Origin of the sequence: Bradyrhizobium sp. 44, assembly GCF_023073095.1 — a bacterium.
In the GTDB taxonomy this organism is placed as follows: Bacteria; Pseudomonadota; Alphaproteobacteria; order Rhizobiales; family Xanthobacteraceae; genus Bradyrhizobium.
In genome coordinates this window covers 778,814-794,547 of sequence record NZ_JADPIY010000008.1, presented here as the reverse complement: position 1 = coordinate 794,547, position 15,734 = coordinate 778,814, and the positions used below count along the sequence as shown (strand labels likewise).

Sequence of the window (15,734 nt, the reverse complement as noted above, 5' to 3'; positions counted from 1 at the left end):
CGGCGTGTCCTTCCGAGCGAACCGCTAGAATCTCACCGCACCAGTCGAGTCGTTGCGCAGAAATGCTATATGTTGCACGAATGCGGGCGGAGCGGGGATTGAGTGCGCTGCGTTGTGTGCGACACGCCCTTGCCGTGGGACGCGGGACAGAGCCGCGCAAATTCGGCGGCAGTAAATGCAGACGCATCGACTTCAATCGACGACACACCGACGAAAAGCCGCTCGACGCCGAAGGAGAGATCTTAGTTCGGGACTTGGGCGGATGCCGCCGCCGCCTGAAACTCGCGCGCTTCATCGACCGATTCGAAGGCGGCATGGTGTACTACAAAGGCTCATTGCGCCCAACGTGGCTTAGTCCGCCGCGCGCCGGACGCTGAGACGATGGACAGAGGCTCTATGAAAACAGTGACGAATGCTTTTCATTTGGCACACGAGCCTTAGCGGCCGACAAAATTGAATCTGGCAATGCGGGCCATTTGCTCGCGTAGTACGAGAGAAATATGTCGCCAATATACTCAACCACATCCGCTTGAATCTTTATGGCCTCCTCACACTGGCCTTTTGGGTAGACCATGGCTGCCAAATTCTGAAAGGTGGGAACGACCAGAGCGCTTTGTCCGTGGATATGGGCCGAGAGAAGGCGATAGGGCTGCTCAACAGAGCGCGTTCTGTGTGCGGTCAGAATCTGAAATCGAGCGGTAAATCGCTCAACATATCGGCCAAAGAATTCAATGGTCTCATTCCGAGATTTGAACCCATCACCGGTCCTCAGTAAAAACTCCCATTCAATGGGGTGGTCTTTGAAGAACAACCACGCGATGGTCGCGTCAATTTGAGCACGCAATGCGAACAATGCAGGACGAATCAAACCGAGCGCTATACAGCCAGAAGCTTCGACGGCGGTAGCCCGGATTCCGTCCAGCATGTCGTCGCAGCATCCCGTCAGCTCCGATCCCTTCAGATAATCAATCCAATGCAGGATGGGCGAGATCGCGTCGTGATGTGCGACGCCAAGTTTGACTCCGGCGGAATTAACGTGAGCGCCAATAGCAGCTAACAACTTATCTACTTGAGGCTGATAGGCTGCTTTACTCATAGTCTTTCTCGGCGAAGCGGCCAGTCAATGCCTTGCACGTGCACAGCATGATTGCGAATGAGGCTTGCAATGTTGAGCAATTCGTCTGGCTGTACGCGTCGAAGTAATTTTTGAATCCATATGCGAAATGCGATCTTCTGCGCGTCTGGAATCGTTTTTGGCGCATAACCGCGTTGCTTTAGTAGCTCGACTGTTGCCTTCACGATGTCAGCTTTCGTAAGCTTCGACTCCAGAAACAGCTTCTCAACCCGACTCACAAGCTGCTTTTCAGACCCCTTTTGAGTTTCAACCGAAACGTCCGGCACGAAAAGTCCCCGCCCCAAATCATTTTCGGAAACGCGCGCAATCTCTCGGAGTGAATGCACAGCTTCAATGGCACGCTCCAAACCAGCTTGTTCGAGCCATCTCAAAAACTCGTTGAGGTCGGAGCGAGAGGTATCAGCGCTCGCTAACGCTAGGAGGATGCGAGCTACGGAGTCTTTCATGTTAAAGTCCTAACTTTTTAGCAAGCTCGTCGGCCACCAGTGAAACCTCAGCGCGCACTGTTTTGCTCCATCCGCCTTTTTTGTCAGTCGCAAAGCCCGTATAGTCGGTCTTGGCCTTGAGAACGCCGGTTTCCGGAACCACGTTGATGAGAGTCCGCGACGCGAACGTAGGGTGAGCCCGAAGCTCAGCTTCCACAGCAGTTGCGACACTATCCTTCCCGCCGCGTCTTACTCCATTCAATACGGCGAAAAGCTGAGGCTTAGTGGCGATCGATGGCAAGCTCTCCACAAATTGGGACAAGATTTCCAACCCTAGCATCGAAAATCTATCCGGGCGAACCGGCGCAAGTATATGCGTGCAAGCATGCAGAGCGCAAAGCGTCAAAAATGAACTGCTTGGATTGCAATCAATGCAAATAATGCCGTAGTTCTCCTTTTCCGCTTCTATAAAGCGAAGGAACCTGTCCCTTACCTTGTCGAGCTTTTTGCTGTCGTTCATCAGGCTATACTTCACTAGACCGAAGTCGCCGGGAATGACGTCCAATTTGATATTGGGATACTTGACGAAGTGACGCAGCGATACAGTTAGCGACGCTGCTGAAGGCGCGGGGATGGTGGAGGTCGCGACGTCAAACAGGCCGACCGTAGATGCCGGTTCCATCACTGGTAGGATTGTTCTGTTGTGCTTCTTTAGTTCGTCGTAACTTGATCGAGTGAACAGAGCCTGCGTCAAGTTGAATTGTGGATCGAGGTCCAACAGCAACGTTCGCACTTGGCGCCGCTCGAACAGAACGCGGAATATGTTGGCGCTCAGTGTCGTCTTCCCGACCCCGCCCTTCATGTTCAATACGGCCACTACAGGGACAAAGACTTTCTTCTTCGCAGCCTTCATAAGGAAAAGCCTTCACAAAAGTTATATCGGAACGATGCATTAGCGCTTTACTTGCCTTGAGTCATGAGCACAACCGCTAAGTAGCGGTTGATATCCCCTCCCATCGAGGCGCCTAAAATCGCAGGTTCTCCGCCCGACAATATTCGCTGAAGGTCATGTGCTGCACGCCCTCAAGTTTGCAAATGTCCGGAATTCGGCGCTTCGCCGATGTGTCGTTGTTGACAGCAACTTCCATACTGACCACCGGCAGCTTGAGGGTCTTCGCGAGCGCAATAATCGAGATGTCGTTTAAGCCGACAGTCCCTGCCTTGCCCGTGTTCTCCGCAATAAATGCGGCGTAAGCCTCTTGCATGCGTACCGCTTCCGCGGTGTAGGTGTTGTAATCCCAATCACCTTCGCCGACTTCGAGCAGCAGTTCTGTTTCGGCGTCCTTGATGCATTGACCCACAGTGCCAACGACGTGGGTCATCTCATCGTAGACTTCTCTAGTGACGGCAATCTCCCCGCTGGAAATCTTTTCTTTGATTTTTGTCCAAGCGGACTCGTGTATGTCCTCCGGCATCGTCTCTAGCGGGTTCGATATGCCGGATGTATCGAAGCAATGCTTTTTCATGAACCCGCGAAATGGCTTCGGATGTCAAAAAGGTGCTCGAAGTTTTTTATACCCATGTATTCGGCAGCGCTGTGGTTCGTGATGCGCCCGGAATTCCAAGCTTCAAGCACGAGGCCGGTATAAAGATTTCCTAGGGAAGAGCGATATCGACTGCCGTAGTACTTCGGTCGTCCAAACGATTTGTAATTGGCTTCGTGTGCGTCGAAGAGCGGCTTCTTCACACCCCAATAAAAACTAGCTTTGATGTAGTCTAGATTGACTAGGCGGATTAGCATCGCGTGCGCACTGACCCGAAAGTGCGACGCGATTCCGTTCAGCCACTCGTCTGTCATTTCCTCAAGCTGCGGTCGTCGCGGAGGCCCAAGAAGAGCAGCGACTTCACTTCGGGGCATAAGGAATGCAGCCGCGAATTGGTCGCACCACCGCTCGATGGCCGCCGCGTCCTTGCTACGTTTGCCGCTGATGCCACTTTCTTTGAGTGAGACGTGCGCGAGTTCGTGCGCCAGAGTGAACGCCTGCGCCGCGGGAGATTCATTCCCGAATATGATCACGGGAAGCGGAGTGGCAAAGATGCAAATCCCTCGCGCGTGAAAATCGGCTAGACCGGAGTGCTTTAGAGTGAGAATACCGAGCCCTTCAAGTTTTTTCCGGATGATGGCTGGCAGTTCGTCGCGTTTGCTCGCCGGAAGCTTCGTTTGTTCGATGAACGGAAACTTCAGAACACGCCGGGCGCGTTCGGCTGCCTCTTCGGACGGACTATCGGGTGTCGAAAAAAGTTCAGCAGGTAGCGAAGGTGGGGCTTCGCCAATCTCTTCAAACAAGTCGAGCGCATTCGCCCTCTGTGCTTCAGCCCAAGCTTGGATGATTTTTAGCTCGCGCGTCTCTTTAGGATTTGGCGCGTCGCGATGCAGGCGAAAGTCGGTGACCAGTCGCGGTTCTCGAATCGGTGGGGGAGTGCTTCGAAAGAATTCGAGAAATTGCCGGTTGTAGAAGTCTGCAAGCGTGCGGGCTTGCCGCACGGTAGGTCCGCCCGGCGTGGCCTCCCACTCGGCGATATCTTCGGGCGTCTTGCCAACGCGGTGCGCCGCCTCTTCGAGCGTGCGTCCCCGCCACTCGCGTGCCCATCTGAGCATTTGCGGGTTGAGCGCAGGTTTTTGTTTCTTAGCGGCGACGGCCATAAATGGAATCTAGGGGTTAAGGTAGCTTCGAGCGAGGGTATGATATCGGTTGTCCGATAAAAGTCTCTCAACGTATCCGACGCCGCCCAGCCAGCCCAGCCCGTGCGTTCATTGCTCCCGAGCGCTGGTTAGCTGGCCGCGCGGAAGGCCGCTCCACGAGCGTCCCCGGACGGTTTTGCGGTAGGTATCTAATGAGGGCTAGGCCGGTTTCGGCCCGACTTGGGGCATAACGTAGGGCACAAGAGCGCTTATAAAAAAAAATTATAAGTATAATCATATAGATAATAGAAATCCGCGGCCGTGGTGATGCCAGTCGCGCCTTACTTTTGTCTGGCGTTCAGTGCGCCTTTCCCGCGAGCCACTCCCGCCCCTCTCCATAGAGCTTCTCGACCTCGGGCCCGGTCAAGCCCGGCATGTCGCGCTTGACCTTGTAGCCGATCAGCTCCTGCATGTAGGCGAGGTGGCGGTAGCCTTCCGGGAGCGCGGCAAGGGCTTTCTGGTCGAGCTGAAGTGTCGCGGCGGGATCGACCGGGTCGATCCGGTCCTTCTCGTAGATCGGCTGGCGGCGGACGATGCCCCATTTTCCCTGCCGCTTCTCCAGGAAATCGTAGAAGCGCCCGGTGCAGACGACGTCGCAGGGCACGTCGTGCACCGGCGCGCGCTGCGAGATGGTCATCTTGGTCTGCGCGATGGCGCGCGCCCCCTCGAGATCGATACTGCAGCCGCCGAGGAAATGCAGGATGCGCACACCCTTGGCGAACCCCTCCTGGCTGACCCGCATGAAATCCCGCGCCGGCCCCTGAAACCAGGTGGCGGACATCCAGCCTTCTTCGTGCCAGACCGTGGCAAAGCGCTCCCAATCGCCAGCGTCGCGCCACACCGCCCAGTTCTCGACGAGGTCGCGGACGGCGAGGCGGTCGACAAGTTGCTGGTCCATGAACACGTCTCCGATGGCACCGCGGCTGCAACGCGGCCGCTGCAGGAGGTATGAGCGGCGAATTCGATGGCCGTCAAGCGTGGCAACCTCGTCAATAAAAATCCGGCGCACCTTGCGGCACGCCGGATCAGATTTCGTCAAATGCCGGGCGCTGGCGCCTTCCTTACGCCGCCGGCACCTTCGGGGCGCGGTTGCGGGAGTTGCGCTGGAAGAACAGAGCCTGGCTCGCCACTGCCGACACCATCGCCGGCTGGAACGGTTTTGAGATCAGGAACGCCGGCTCGGGGCGCTCTCCGGTAAGGAAGCGTTCCGGATACGCGGTGATGAACACCACCGGCACCTCGAAGGTGCGGAGCAGCTCGTTGACGGCGTCGAGGCCCGACGAGCCGTCGGCGAGCTGGATGTCGGCCAGGATCAAGCCGGGCCGCCTGTTCTTTGCCAAGGCGACCGCATCGGCGTGGGTACGGGCGACGCCGACGACATTGTGGCCGAGATTCTTCACCAGGCTTTCGAGATCCATGGCGATGAAGGTCTCATCCTCGATGATCAGCACGTCGGTGGCGATCTCGGCGGCCATCTCACGGCCTGCGGCATCCGCGAGCCGGCGCGTCTCGCCGACGTCGGTGCCAAGAACGTAGCCGACCTCTTCCTCCGAAAATCCCTCGAGCGAGAGCAGCAGGAAGGCTTGCCGCGGCAACGGCGTGATGTTCGAGAGCCGCCGCTCCGGCGGCATCGGCAGGTTCGTCACCTCGGAATCGTCGTTGACGGAAACGGAATTCCAGATCTGGGTGAACAGCCGGAACAGGCCGGCGCGCGGCCCGTGGCTCTCGTCGAGCACCGACGGATCTCCCAGCATGGCTTCCAACATGGCTGCGACATAGGCGTCACCGGAGGACTGGCTGCCCGTCAGGGCGCGTGCGTACCGGCGCAACAACGGCAAGTGTTCAGCAACAAGCTGTGAACGGGACATCCCCACTCCATATCATCATCGGGCCGACCTTGATGTGCAGGCGTTAGGCGGGGGGCCCGGGTTCCCCTGCTGGGCTGATTACGCCTCAGCCTGAGAAAAGTTCCGCATGGGGGCGGAACTTTTTCTCGCAGCTCGCATTGAGCCTATCCAGGGAACGGCTCCCGGTTGAGAGAACTTCTCGATTTTACAGTTACTTAACTCGGGGAAACGTGGAACAGGTCATGAAAGATCTCAAGTCTCAAGCCAGCAAAAGCACGACCCCCGGCAAGGGAGGGCTCACTCCGGAGATACAGTCCCGGATCGGGCACCAGCTGCGCGCCATGTACGACGACGTGGTGCGGCAGGGGGTTCCGGACCGGTTCGCGGAACTGATCAAGAAACTTGATGCGCCGGGAGCGGCACCCCAAGTGGAAAATGGTGGCGGCTCTAACGACAACAATGGGAGGGATTGATGCCTCTCACGGACTCCCTGCGTAACGACATCCTGGCGGCCGTGCCCAGTCTGCGCGCGTTCGCCATCTCGCTCAGCGGCAATGCCGATCGCGCCGACGATCTGGTCCAGGAGACGCTGTTGCGCGCGCTCGCCAACATCGATTCGTTCCAGCCCGGCTCCAATCTGCCGGCGTGGCTGTTCACGATCCTGCGCAACCTGTTCCGCTCCGACTATCGCAAGCGGCGGCGGGAAGTCGAGGATGCCGAAGGCAACTATGCCAAGACGCTGAAGACGCAGCCCTCGCAGAACGCCCATCTCGAGTTCGAGGAATTCCGCACGGCGCTCGACAAGCTTCCGCAGGACCAGCGTGAAGCGCTGATCCTCGTCGGCGCCTCCGGCTTCTCCTACGAGGATGCGGCTTCGATCTGCGGCTGCGCAGTCGGCACGATCAAGAGCCGCGTCAACCGTGCGCGCTCCAAGCTCGCGGCGCTGCTCTATGTCGACGGCGCCGAGGATTTCGGGCCCGACGAGACCATTCGCGCCGTCATCGGCGGCAGCGGCGGCTGACCGCCGGCGTCAATCGGACCGAGACCGCGATGAAGGCGGCCGCTTCCGCGGCCGTCTTCGCATGTCTGAAGTGATCATGTCTGAAGCGTGAAACTTGATGCGCGCCTGCGTCGCTCGATCACTCGTCCACGAAGGTCACGGTCTCGGCCACGCTCGCACGCGACGTGCGGTAGCTGTTGACCTTGTGGGCGCTGTCGGCATAGCCGAACGAGATACCGCAAACGATGCGGCGATCATCAGGCAGATTGAAATGGCGGCGGATCAGGCCGGAGTGACGCGCGAGCGCCGCCTGTGGAATCGTGCCGAGCCCGAGCGCCTGCGCGGCCAGCATGAAGTTCGAGACATAGGCGCCGCAATCGATCGCACCGTAGATGCCGAGCGGCTCGTCGGTGTGGATGATGGCCACATGCGGCGCGCCGAAGAAATTGTAGTTCTCCAGCGCCTGCTTGGCATAGGCCATCTTGTCTCCGCGCGCGATGCCGAGCGTGTTGTAGAGCTGAAAACCGCTCTCGCGACGGCGATCGAGATAGGCGCCGAGATATTCGCGCGGCGGCGGGAAATCATAGTCGTCCCCGAGACCGCCCGAAGCCTCCTTGTAGATCAGCTTGCGGAAACGCTCCTTGGCCTCGCCGCTGGCGATGACGACCTGCCAGGGCTGGCTGTTGCACCAGGACGCCGTGCGCTGCGCGGTCGTCAGCAAATGTTCGATCGTCGCGCGATCGACCTCCTTGGCCAGGAAGGCCCGCACCGAGTAGCGCTCATTGAGTAGCTCTTCGAGTACGCCGATGCGGTCGTTTTGCTTTACTTGTGCGTCCATGGATCAACTCGCGCCTTCTCTTCGTAAGGTGGGCAAAGGCGCATAGCGCCGTGCCCACCGACAGACTTACCTCGGCGCATCTGCGCATGGTGGGCACGCTTGGCTTTGCCCACCCTACAAGATACAGCGAGAGACTAGATCACCGTCCCTTGGTCGGGATCTTGTTGTACGGCACGTCCTTGTCGACGCGGATGTCGCCCGGCAGTCCCAGCACGCGCTCGGCGATGATGTTGCGCAAAATCTCGTCTGTGCCGCCCGCGATGCGCATCGAGGGCGAGGACAGCAGCATCTGCTGAAACTGGCCCTGAACGGTTTCCTCGTCGCTGCCTGTGAGAACGCCGGCCGCGCCCTGGAGGTCCATGGCGTAGGTTGCGATGTCCTGCAGCATCATGCCGGACACGAGCTTGCCGATCGAATTCTCCGGCCCCGGCCGTTCACCCTTGGACAGTGCCGAGATCGCCCGGTAGCTGGTGTATTTCAGCCCGCTCGACTTCACCGCCCAGCTCGCGAGTTTTGAGCGCACGGCGGGATCGTCGATGGCGAGGCCATCCTCCAGCATCAGATTGGAGCAGAACTCGAACATCTCGGGGACGCCGGTCGCAAGCCGCGAGCCGATCGACATCCGCTCGTTCATCAACGTGGTCAGCGACACGCTCCAGCCCTCGCCCACGGCACCGAGGCGCTGGCTGTCGGGAATGACGACGTCGGTGAAATAGACCTCGTTGAACTCCTGCATGCCGTTGGCCTGCTTGATCGGACGCACCTCGACGCCGGGGCTCTTCATGTCCAGGAAGAACATGGTGAGCCCCTTGTGCTTGGGCACATTGGGATCGGTGCGCGCGATCAAAAGACCGTAGTCGGAATAGTGCGCGCCAGAGGTCCAGATCTTCTGGCCGTTGACGACCCAATTGTCGCCCTTCTTCTCCGCGCGCGTGCGCAAGCCCGCGACGTCAGAGCCCGCCGACGGCTCGGAGAAGAGCTGGCACCAAATCTCCTCGCCCGCGGCCAGCTTCGGCAAATGGCGCCGCTTGGCGTCCTCGCTGCCAAAAGCCATCACGGTTGGGCCGCACATGCCCTCGCCGATCTGGAACGGCTGCGTCAGCTTGCCATAGACGCCTTCCTCCTGCTGCCAGATCACCCGCTCGATCGGCGTCGCACCCCGGCCGCCATATTCCTTGGGCCAATGCAGGCAGGCCCAGTTGCCTTCGGACTTCTTCTTCTGCCAGGCCTTGCCGACATCGACGATGTCGTGGTTGGCGAGCCGGATGCGGCCGAGCGAGGATTTTGACAGCTCGGCCAAAAACTCCTTCGGCGCGTTGGCCTCGACCCATTTGCGCGCGGTCTCGCGGAATGCGGCTTCCTGCGGGGTGTCGTCGAAATTCATGGCGGACCTCTTCGTTCTTGCTCTGTCTTAGTCCCTCATGGTGAGGAGGCGCGCAGCGCGGTCTCGAATCATGTGGCGTCAGTCGGGCCTGCATCCTTCGAGACGCCGCGTTCCGCGGCTCCTCAGGATGAGGATCATCAGCCTCTTCCCTTCGTCGGGATCTTGTTGAACGGCACGTCCTTGTCGACCCTGATGTCGCCGGGCAGGCCCAACACCCGCTCGGCGATGATGTTGCGCATGATCTCGTCGGTGCCGCCTTCGACACGGGTGCCCGGCGCGCGCAGCAGCATCGCCTGGAAGCGGCCGGCGAGTTCGGCATCCTCGCCGCTGACCACTCCGCCCGCGCCCTGCAAGTCCAGGGCATAAGTCGCGACATCCTGGATCATCGAGCCCGCCACCAGCTTTCCGATGGAATTTTCCGGTCCCGGGCGCTCGCCCTTCGACAGCGCGGAGATCGCGCGCATGCTGGTGTATTTCAGCCCGCTCGCCTTCACTGCCCAGTTCGCCAGCTTCGCGCGCACCGCACGATCCTCGATGGCAGGGCCGTCGTCCAGCATCAGGTCCGAGCAATAATCGAACAGCTCGGGGAAGCCGGTCGAGACGGCCGCGCCGATCGCGCTGCGCTCGTTCATCAGCGTGGTCAGCGAGACGTTCCAGCCGTCGCCGACCTCGCCGAGGCGCTGGTGATCGGGAATGCGGACGTTCGTGAAATAGACCTCGTTGAAGTCGGAAGCGCCGCTCGCCTGCTTGATCGGCCGCACCTCGACGCCCGGGCTCTTCATGTCCAGGAAGAACATGGTCAGGCCCTTGTGCTTGGGCACGGTCGGATCGGTGCGGGTGAGCAAAATTCCGTAGTCGGAATAGTGCGCGCCCGACGTCCAGATCTTCTGGCCGTTGATCACCCAGTCGTCGCCGTCCTTTTCCGCGCGGGTTCGCAACCCAGCGACGTCGGAGCCGCCGGCGGGCTCGGAGAACAGCTGGCACCAGACCTTTTCGCCGGAGGCGAGCGGCGGCAGATAGGCGCGCTTATGCTCCTCGCGCGCGAACGCCATCATGGTCGGCCCGCACATGCCGTGGCCGATGATGAACATGCGGGATAGCTGGCCGAACGGCCCCTCTTCCTGCTGCCAGATCACACGTTCGATCGGCGACGAGCCGCGGCCACCATACTCCTTCGGCCAATGCAGACAGGCCCAGCCGGCATCGGCCTTCTTCTTCTGCCAGGCCTTTGCAACGTCGAGGATGTTGGCGTTCTTCAATTGCGTGCGGCCGAGGGAGGATTTGCGGAGCTCGTCCTCGTATTGCTTCGGTGCATTCGCACCGATCCAGGCGCGCGCGGTTGCGCGGAATTCGGCTTCCTGCGGGGTATCGTCGAAGTTCATGACGTTGCCCTTCGCCTACGCCGCGTTCTTCTTGCGCATGCGGTCGATCAACTGGTCTTCCCAATAGGACAGACTGCCGAGCCCGAGCGCCATGGCGTTGGCGCGGCGGTAGTACATGTGGCAGTCGAACTCCCAGGTGAAACCCATGCCGCCGTGAACCTGGATGTTGTTCTTGGCGCAGTGTTGAAACGCCTGCGTTGCACTGATGCGCGCGGCTGCAGCCGCTTCCGGCAATTCGCCTGCATTGGTCGAGAGCGCCCAGGCGCCGTAATAGCTGTTGGAACGCGCCAGCGTTGCCGACACGTACATGTCCGCCAGCATGTGCTTGACCGCCTGGAACGAACCGATCTGTCGGCCGAAGGCGATGCGGTCGAGCGCATAGTCGCGGCCCATCTCCAGCGCGCGGTCGGAGCCGCCGACCTGCTCGAACGCGCAGAGCACCGCGGCGCGATCGAGCACTTGAGTCAAGATGCTCCAGCCTTCGCCGGCCGCACCCAGCGGCTCGGCCTTGCAATCCCTAAAAGTAATCTCGGCCTGCCCGCGGGTCGGATCGAGATTGGTCAGGCTTTTCACTTCGACGCCGCCATTCCTGAGATCGACGATGAACAAGGAGATGTCGCCGTCGCGTCCGCTCGATCCCGTGCGTGCCGCGACCACCGCGAAGTCGGCGATCGCGCCATCGGCGACCGGCTTCTTGACACCGTTGAGCATACCATTGGCAGCCGTGAGCTTGACGTTCTTCGGTGACGGATTGCCCTTGCCCTCGAACAGCGCCAGCGTTCCGATCGCCTCGCCCGAGGCAATCGCCGGCAACCATTTCTTCTTCTGCGCGTCGCTGCCCGCGATCAGCAGCGCTTCGGCTGCGAGATAGACGGTGGAGGAAAACGGCACCGGCGCGTTCGCCCGGCCCATCTCTTCAGCGATCACGCAAAGTTCGAGATGACCGGCGCCGGCGCCACCAAAGTCCTCTGGGATTGCAACACCGAGAAAACCCATCTCGGCGAGCCCCTTCCACAGCTCCTTGTCATACGGCGCCTTGCCGTCGAGAACTGCGCGCACCGCCTTTGGCGAGCATTTCTCAGTGAGGAATTTGCGCGCCTGATCGCGGAGCTGCTTCTGGTCGTCAGAGAAATCGAAGTTCATGGCGCGTATCCCGTTACTGTTGTTCTGTAGGTGGGTGGAGCAAAGCGATACCCATCGAGTGTCTGACTACGAGCGATGGGTTTCGCTGCGCCCTACCCATCCTACGGTGTTCATTTCAGCACGATCACATGCTGGTCGGGCTTGTCCGCATAAAGCCGCTCGACCAGCGCGGCACGGCGCTCCAGGCCGGCGCGCTGGTTGATGTAGCCCTTGTCGGTGAGCTCGTTACCGTCGATCGAGGGCGGTTCCGCCATCAGCATGGCGCGCGCGATGATACGGCTGCTGGCGCCTTCGCACTCCTTGTTGTGAGCCTCCAGCCCGCGCCTGAAGCAAGCGATCACCTCGGGATGCTTCACTGCATCATCGAAGCTGAGATCGGGATTGCCGGCGAGTTGGCGGCAGGCGTGCAGGTTCGGCCAGGCCAGCAGGCCGATGAAGGCGCGATCCTGCCCCGCGACCAGCGCGTCATGGACGACAGGCGTTGCCGCGGCGATCGCATCCGTGCGCAGCGAGCCGACATGGACGAAGGTGCCGGTGGTCAGCTTGAAATCTTCCACCACGCGCCCGGCAAAGATGATGCCCTTCACCGGATCGGAATCGTCGACGAAGACGCCGGCGTCACCGATGCAGTAAAAACCTTCCTCGTCGAACATCTTCTTCGTCAGGTCAGGCTGGCCGAAATAGCCCGGCGTGACGTTGACGCCCCGCAGACGCAGCTCGTATTTCGAGCCGCAGGGCACCATCTTCAACTCGACGCCGGGGAACGGCAGGCCGATCAGGCCGACGCGCTCGGTGTCCCAATAGGTGCCGGTCGAGGTCGGCGCGGTCTCGGTCGAACCCCAGCCGGTGTAGAACACGATGCGCTCGCCGGTGGTCTTCACGGCGAGAGCCTGCATGCGATCGTAGAGATCATCCGGCAGTCGCGCGCCGCCATAGGCCATGATCGAGAGGTTCTTGAAGAAGGATCGGCACAGCCCGTCGTCCTTCTCCATGGCGGCGGCGAGCGCGGCATAGCCCGCGGGGACGTTGGCGTAATAGGTCGGCGAGATCTCGCGCAGATTGCGCAGCGTCTCATCGAACTGGCCCGGCATCGGCCGGCCGTCATCGATATAGAGCGTGCCGCCGTCGACCAGGATCGGATGGAACGCCGCATTGCCGCCCATGGTGTGGTTCCAGGGCATCCAATCCAGCATGGTCGAGATCGGACCGCTGGGATCGCGCGGCCGCACCTGCATCATCATCGCCGCATTGGCGCACATCATCGCTTGCGTGTTGATGACGGCCTTGGGCATGCCGGTCGAGCCTGACGTGAACAGTAGCTTGCCGACGCTCTCAGGCGCGATCTTTGCGATCGACGCTTCGACATCAGCGGTCGCGGTTGTCGCCGCGAACTCGGCGAAGCTGACGCTCGCGATGCCGTCGCAAGGCCGTGAGACGTGAACGACGGTGACGCCGGTGAGATCAAGCGCTTTCAGTGCCTTCTCGAAGGTCGGCCCGTCCTGCACCATGACCACGCCAGGCTTGATCAGGTCGAACAAATATTTCAGCTTGACGTGATCATGGCTCATCAAGGAGTAGGCCGGCGAGACCGGCGCGGCCGGGACGCGCGCCTGCATCGCGGCCTGCGTCATCAGCGCGTGCTCGATCGAATTGCCGGAGAGGATTGCGACCGGGCGGCCGTCGAGCGCGCGATTGAGCAGGCCTTGCGTCAGCGCATCCACGGTGCGCTTGGCCTCCCCATAGGACACCTTACGCCATTCGCGGTTAGGGCCGCCGCGCTGGGCAAGCCAGATCCGCTCGGGCGCTTCCTTCGCCCATTTTGCCAGCGATGCCGGGATATGCTTCTCGTAGGTCTGCAGCGGGATGCGCGACTTCAGCACCACCGTGCCGTCGTCGCGGCGCTCGACATCGATGTCGCGCGCCAGCCACTCGACCTTGCGAAAGGCGGGCTTCGTCATCACCGCCGCCGCGCTTCCACTCATTTTGCGTCTCCCGGAATTTCTCGTCCTTTACGGATTTTCATTGTCAGCGCCTGATATAGACAGGCTTTCGCTTCTCAAGGAAGGCCCTGATGCCTTCCGAAAATTCCTCGGAGCGGCTGCACAGAACCTGGTTGCGATCCTCCATCGCGATCACGGCTTCCAGCGATCCGGCATCGACGCTCATGTTGAGACATTCTTTGGACAGGCGTAGACCCACGGGCGAGGCCGTGATCATCGCGTCGACATAGGGTTCGGCGGCCTCATCGAGCTTGTCCTCGTCGACGACCTCGGAGACCAGCCCGACCGCGAGCGCCCGCTCGGCGCCGATGAAGCGTCCCGTGAGGATCAGCTCCGAGGCAACGGAGACACCGACAAGGCGCGGCAGGAAATAGCTGGTGCCGATGTCGCAGCCGCCAAGGCCGAGCTTGATGAAGGCGCAGTTCATCCGCGCCGATCTCGTCGCGATGCGGATATCGGAGGCGAGCGCAAGTGCAAAGCCGCCGCCGGCCGCCGCGCCCTGTACCAGCGCGAGGATCGGCTGCGGACAGCGCCGCATCAGCATCACGATGTCGGCGATGCGCCGCTGCGAATCCAGCGACTCGGCGACACCAGGCGGCTCCTGCTGGCCGGCACGGCGCGCCATCGCGGCCTTGAGATCGAGGCCCGCACAGAAATTGTTGCCGGCGCCCTTCAGCACTACGACGCGGGTATCGCGATTGCGCTGGAGGCCTTGGAAATAAGCATTCAGCGCGTCGATCAACGCAGGATCGAGCGCGTTGAGGTGTTCGGGACGATTGAGCGTCACTGTGTCGACGCCGTCATTGTGCTCGATCAGCAGCGATTGGGACATGAGGCGCCTCGTGCTTGCCGCCATTCGCGGTGCCGATTGCTGCGCCCTCTCCCCTTGTGGGAGAGGGCATGTATGCTGCGAACCCGGAATTCGCTTGGGTGAGGGGTCTGTTTCCGTGGATAGAGACCCCTCATCCGGCGCGCTACGCGCGCCACCTTCTCCCACAAGGGGAGAAGGGAGGAAGAGCTACCGCGGCGCCATGCGGATCGCGCCGTCGAGGCGAATGGTCTCGCCATTGAGCATCGGGTTCTCGACGATGTGCACGGCGAGCGAGCCGTATTCATTGGCGTCGCCGAGACGCGCGGGATGCGGCACCTGGGCACCGAGGCTCTTGCGGGCCTCTTCGTTCAAGCCCATCAGCAGCGGCGTCAGGAACAGGCCGGGCGCGATGGTGTTGACGCGGATCTTCTGGCTCGCGAGGTCGCGCGCGGCCGGCAGCGTGAGACCGACGACGCCGCCCTTCGACGCCGCATAAGCGATCTGACCGATCTGCCCTTCGTAAGCCGCGACCGACGCCGTGTTGACGATGACGCCGCGCTCTTCACCGACCGGCTCGATTGTGACGAGGCGCTCGGCGAACAGACGCAGGCAGTTGAAGGTGCCGATCAAATTGACATTGATGATGCGCGCGAACTTTTCCAGCGGGTAGACGCCATCGCGGCCGACGATGCGCTGCGAGCCGCCGATACCGGCGCAGTTCATCAGCACGCGCGCGACGCCGTGCGCGGCTTCCGCCTTGGCGATCGCCGCCTTGATCTGCTCCTCGCTGGTGACATCGGCGTGAAGCGCGATGCCCTTCACTTCGGCGGCAACCTTCTCGGCGTTTTCTTTGCTCTGGTCGATCACGCCGATCTTGGCGCCCTTGGCGGCCATGGCGCGGGCGGTCGCGGCACCGAGGCCGGACCCGCCGCCCGTGATGAGAACGGCTACGTCTTTCAACTGCATCGCTTGTACCTTTCCTCGAACCTTTTCCTTGGGCGTTTCTTCTCTAGACTTCTGCGTTCT

At 61.0% G+C, this 15,734-nt stretch carries 16 protein-coding genes; 2 read left to right on the top strand and 14 right to left on the bottom strand.

Features of this window, described 5'->3' with window-relative positions; translation table 11 throughout:
• Positions 1-394: 394 nt before the first annotated feature.
• The 7 genes from IVB41_RS05815 to IVB41_RS05785 form a co-directional block, all read right to left on the bottom strand.
• Positions 395-1,096 (bottom strand): hypothetical protein, encoded by a 702-nt coding sequence (locus IVB41_RS05815; RefSeq protein ID WP_247427737.1) that lies wholly within the window; start codon positions 1,094-1,096, stop codon positions 395-397.
• Positions 1,093-1,581: a hypothetical protein gene (locus tag IVB41_RS05810; protein ID WP_247427734.1), complete on the bottom strand. Its 489-nt coding sequence runs from the start codon at positions 1,579-1,581 to the stop codon at positions 1,093-1,095. Before IVB41_RS05810 ends, IVB41_RS05815 begins: the two co-directional genes overlap by 4 nt.
• A 1-nt stretch (position 1,582) precedes the next feature.
• A complete protein-coding gene (locus IVB41_RS05805) occupies positions 1,583-2,473 on the bottom strand; it encodes a ParA family protein (protein ID WP_247427731.1) in 891 nt (296 codons plus the stop codon).
• A gap of 112 nt (positions 2,474-2,585) precedes the next feature.
• Positions 2,586-3,086, bottom strand: coding sequence for a DUF4411 family protein (locus IVB41_RS05800; protein WP_247427727.1), 501 nt, complete (start codon positions 3,084-3,086; stop codon positions 2,586-2,588).
• A complete protein-coding gene (locus tag IVB41_RS05795; RefSeq protein WP_247427724.1) occupies positions 3,083-4,264 on the bottom strand; it encodes an XRE family transcriptional regulator in 1,182 nt (393 codons plus the stop codon). Before IVB41_RS05795 ends, IVB41_RS05800 begins: the two co-directional genes overlap by 4 nt.
• A gap of 337 nt (positions 4,265-4,601) precedes the next feature.
• Positions 4,602-5,201: a nuclear transport factor 2 family protein gene (locus IVB41_RS05790; protein WP_247427721.1), complete on the bottom strand. Its 600-nt coding sequence runs from the start codon at positions 5,199-5,201 to the stop codon at positions 4,602-4,604.
• A 163-nt stretch (positions 5,202-5,364) separates the two neighbouring features.
• Positions 5,365-6,171 (bottom strand): response regulator, encoded by an 807-nt coding sequence (locus tag IVB41_RS05785; protein ID WP_247427718.1) that lies wholly within the window; start codon positions 6,169-6,171, stop codon positions 5,365-5,367.
• Positions 6,172-6,392: 221 nt separating this feature from the next.
• Between IVB41_RS05785 and IVB41_RS05780 the strand changes: the two genes are divergently transcribed.
• Positions 6,393-6,623 (top strand): NepR family anti-sigma factor, encoded by a 231-nt coding sequence (locus tag IVB41_RS05780; RefSeq protein WP_027565572.1) that lies wholly within the window; start codon positions 6,393-6,395, stop codon positions 6,621-6,623.
• Complete coding sequence (locus tag IVB41_RS05775) at positions 6,623-7,171, top strand: sigma-70 family RNA polymerase sigma factor (RefSeq protein WP_007597240.1); 549 nt, start codon at positions 6,623-6,625, stop codon at positions 7,169-7,171. The genes IVB41_RS05780 and IVB41_RS05775 overlap by 1 nt, the downstream gene beginning before the upstream one ends.
• A 118-nt stretch (positions 7,172-7,289) precedes the next feature.
• Here the strand turns inward: IVB41_RS05775 and IVB41_RS05770 are convergent, their stop codons facing one another.
• From IVB41_RS05770 to IVB41_RS05740, 7 genes are all read right to left on the bottom strand, one after another.
• Positions 7,290-7,988 (bottom strand): nitroreductase, encoded by a 699-nt coding sequence (locus IVB41_RS05770; RefSeq protein WP_247427715.1) that lies wholly within the window; start codon positions 7,986-7,988, stop codon positions 7,290-7,292.
• A gap of 139 nt (positions 7,989-8,127) precedes the next feature.
• Entirely contained in the window at positions 8,128-9,372 is a 1,245-nt protein-coding gene (locus IVB41_RS05765) for an acyl-CoA dehydrogenase (RefSeq protein ID WP_247427712.1), read from the bottom strand.
• A 137-nt stretch (positions 9,373-9,509) separates the two neighbouring features.
• The gene (locus IVB41_RS05760; protein ID WP_027565575.1) at positions 9,510-10,754 is read right to left on the bottom strand and encodes an acyl-CoA dehydrogenase; all 1,245 of its coding nucleotides are present in this window, start codon (positions 10,752-10,754) and stop codon (positions 9,510-9,512) included.
• Positions 10,755-10,769: 15 nt separating this feature from the next.
• A complete protein-coding gene (locus IVB41_RS05755; RefSeq protein WP_247427709.1) occupies positions 10,770-11,897 on the bottom strand; it encodes an acyl-CoA dehydrogenase family protein in 1,128 nt (375 codons plus the stop codon).
• Between the two features lie 110 nt (positions 11,898-12,007).
• The gene (locus tag IVB41_RS05750; RefSeq protein WP_247427706.1) at positions 12,008-13,879 is read right to left on the bottom strand and encodes an AMP-binding protein; all 1,872 of its coding nucleotides are present in this window, start codon (positions 13,877-13,879) and stop codon (positions 12,008-12,010) included.
• A gap of 43 nt (positions 13,880-13,922) precedes the next feature.
• Positions 13,923-14,729: an enoyl-CoA hydratase/isomerase family protein gene (locus tag IVB41_RS05745; RefSeq protein ID WP_247427703.1), complete on the bottom strand. Its 807-nt coding sequence runs from the start codon at positions 14,727-14,729 to the stop codon at positions 13,923-13,925.
• Positions 14,730-14,915: 186 nt separating this feature from the next.
• Positions 14,916-15,674, bottom strand: coding sequence for an SDR family NAD(P)-dependent oxidoreductase (locus tag IVB41_RS05740; protein WP_007615252.1), 759 nt, complete (start codon positions 15,672-15,674; stop codon positions 14,916-14,918).
• Between the last annotated feature and the right edge of the window lie 60 nt (positions 15,675-15,734).

Coding starts and splice junctions, on each gene's coding strand:
- IVB41_RS05795 (WP_247427724.1), bottom strand. CDS start 4,264: ATGGCCGTCGCCGCTAAGAAACAAAAACCTGCGCTCAACCCGCAAATG.
- IVB41_RS05775 (WP_007597240.1), top strand. CDS start 6,623: ATGCCTCTCACGGACTCCCTGCGTAACGACATCCTGGCGGCCGTGCCC.
- IVB41_RS05760 (WP_027565575.1), bottom strand. CDS start 10,754: ATGAACTTCGACGATACCCCGCAGGAAGCCGAATTCCGCGCAACCGCG.
- IVB41_RS05815 (WP_247427737.1), bottom strand. CDS start 1,096: ATGAGTAAAGCAGCCTATCAGCCTCAAGTAGATAAGTTGTTAGCTGCT.
- IVB41_RS05800 (WP_247427727.1), bottom strand. CDS start 3,086: ATGAAAAAGCATTGCTTCGATACATCCGGCATATCGAACCCGCTAGAG.
- IVB41_RS05740 (WP_007615252.1), bottom strand. CDS start 15,674: ATGCAGTTGAAAGACGTAGCCGTTCTCATCACGGGCGGCGGGTCCGGC.
- IVB41_RS05770 (WP_247427715.1), bottom strand. CDS start 7,988: ATGGACGCACAAGTAAAGCAAAACGACCGCATCGGCGTACTCGAAGAG.
- IVB41_RS05805 (WP_247427731.1), bottom strand. CDS start 2,473: ATGAAGGCTGCGAAGAAGAAAGTCTTTGTCCCTGTAGTGGCCGTATTG.
- IVB41_RS05750 (WP_247427706.1), bottom strand. CDS start 13,879: ATGAGTGGAAGCGCGGCGGCGGTGATGACGAAGCCCGCCTTTCGCAAG.
- IVB41_RS05780 (WP_027565572.1), top strand. CDS start 6,393: ATGAAAGATCTCAAGTCTCAAGCCAGCAAAAGCACGACCCCCGGCAAG.
- IVB41_RS05745 (WP_247427703.1), bottom strand. CDS start 14,729: ATGTCCCAATCGCTGCTGATCGAGCACAATGACGGCGTCGACACAGTG.
- IVB41_RS05755 (WP_247427709.1), bottom strand. CDS start 11,897: ATGAACTTCGATTTCTCTGACGACCAGAAGCAGCTCCGCGATCAGGCG.
- IVB41_RS05765 (WP_247427712.1), bottom strand. CDS start 9,372: ATGAATTTCGACGACACCCCGCAGGAAGCCGCATTCCGCGAGACCGCG.
- IVB41_RS05810 (WP_247427734.1), bottom strand. CDS start 1,581: ATGAAAGACTCCGTAGCTCGCATCCTCCTAGCGTTAGCGAGCGCTGAT.
- IVB41_RS05790 (WP_247427721.1), bottom strand. CDS start 5,201: ATGGACCAGCAACTTGTCGACCGCCTCGCCGTCCGCGACCTCGTCGAG.
- IVB41_RS05785 (WP_247427718.1), bottom strand. CDS start 6,171: ATGTCCCGTTCACAGCTTGTTGCTGAACACTTGCCGTTGTTGCGCCGG.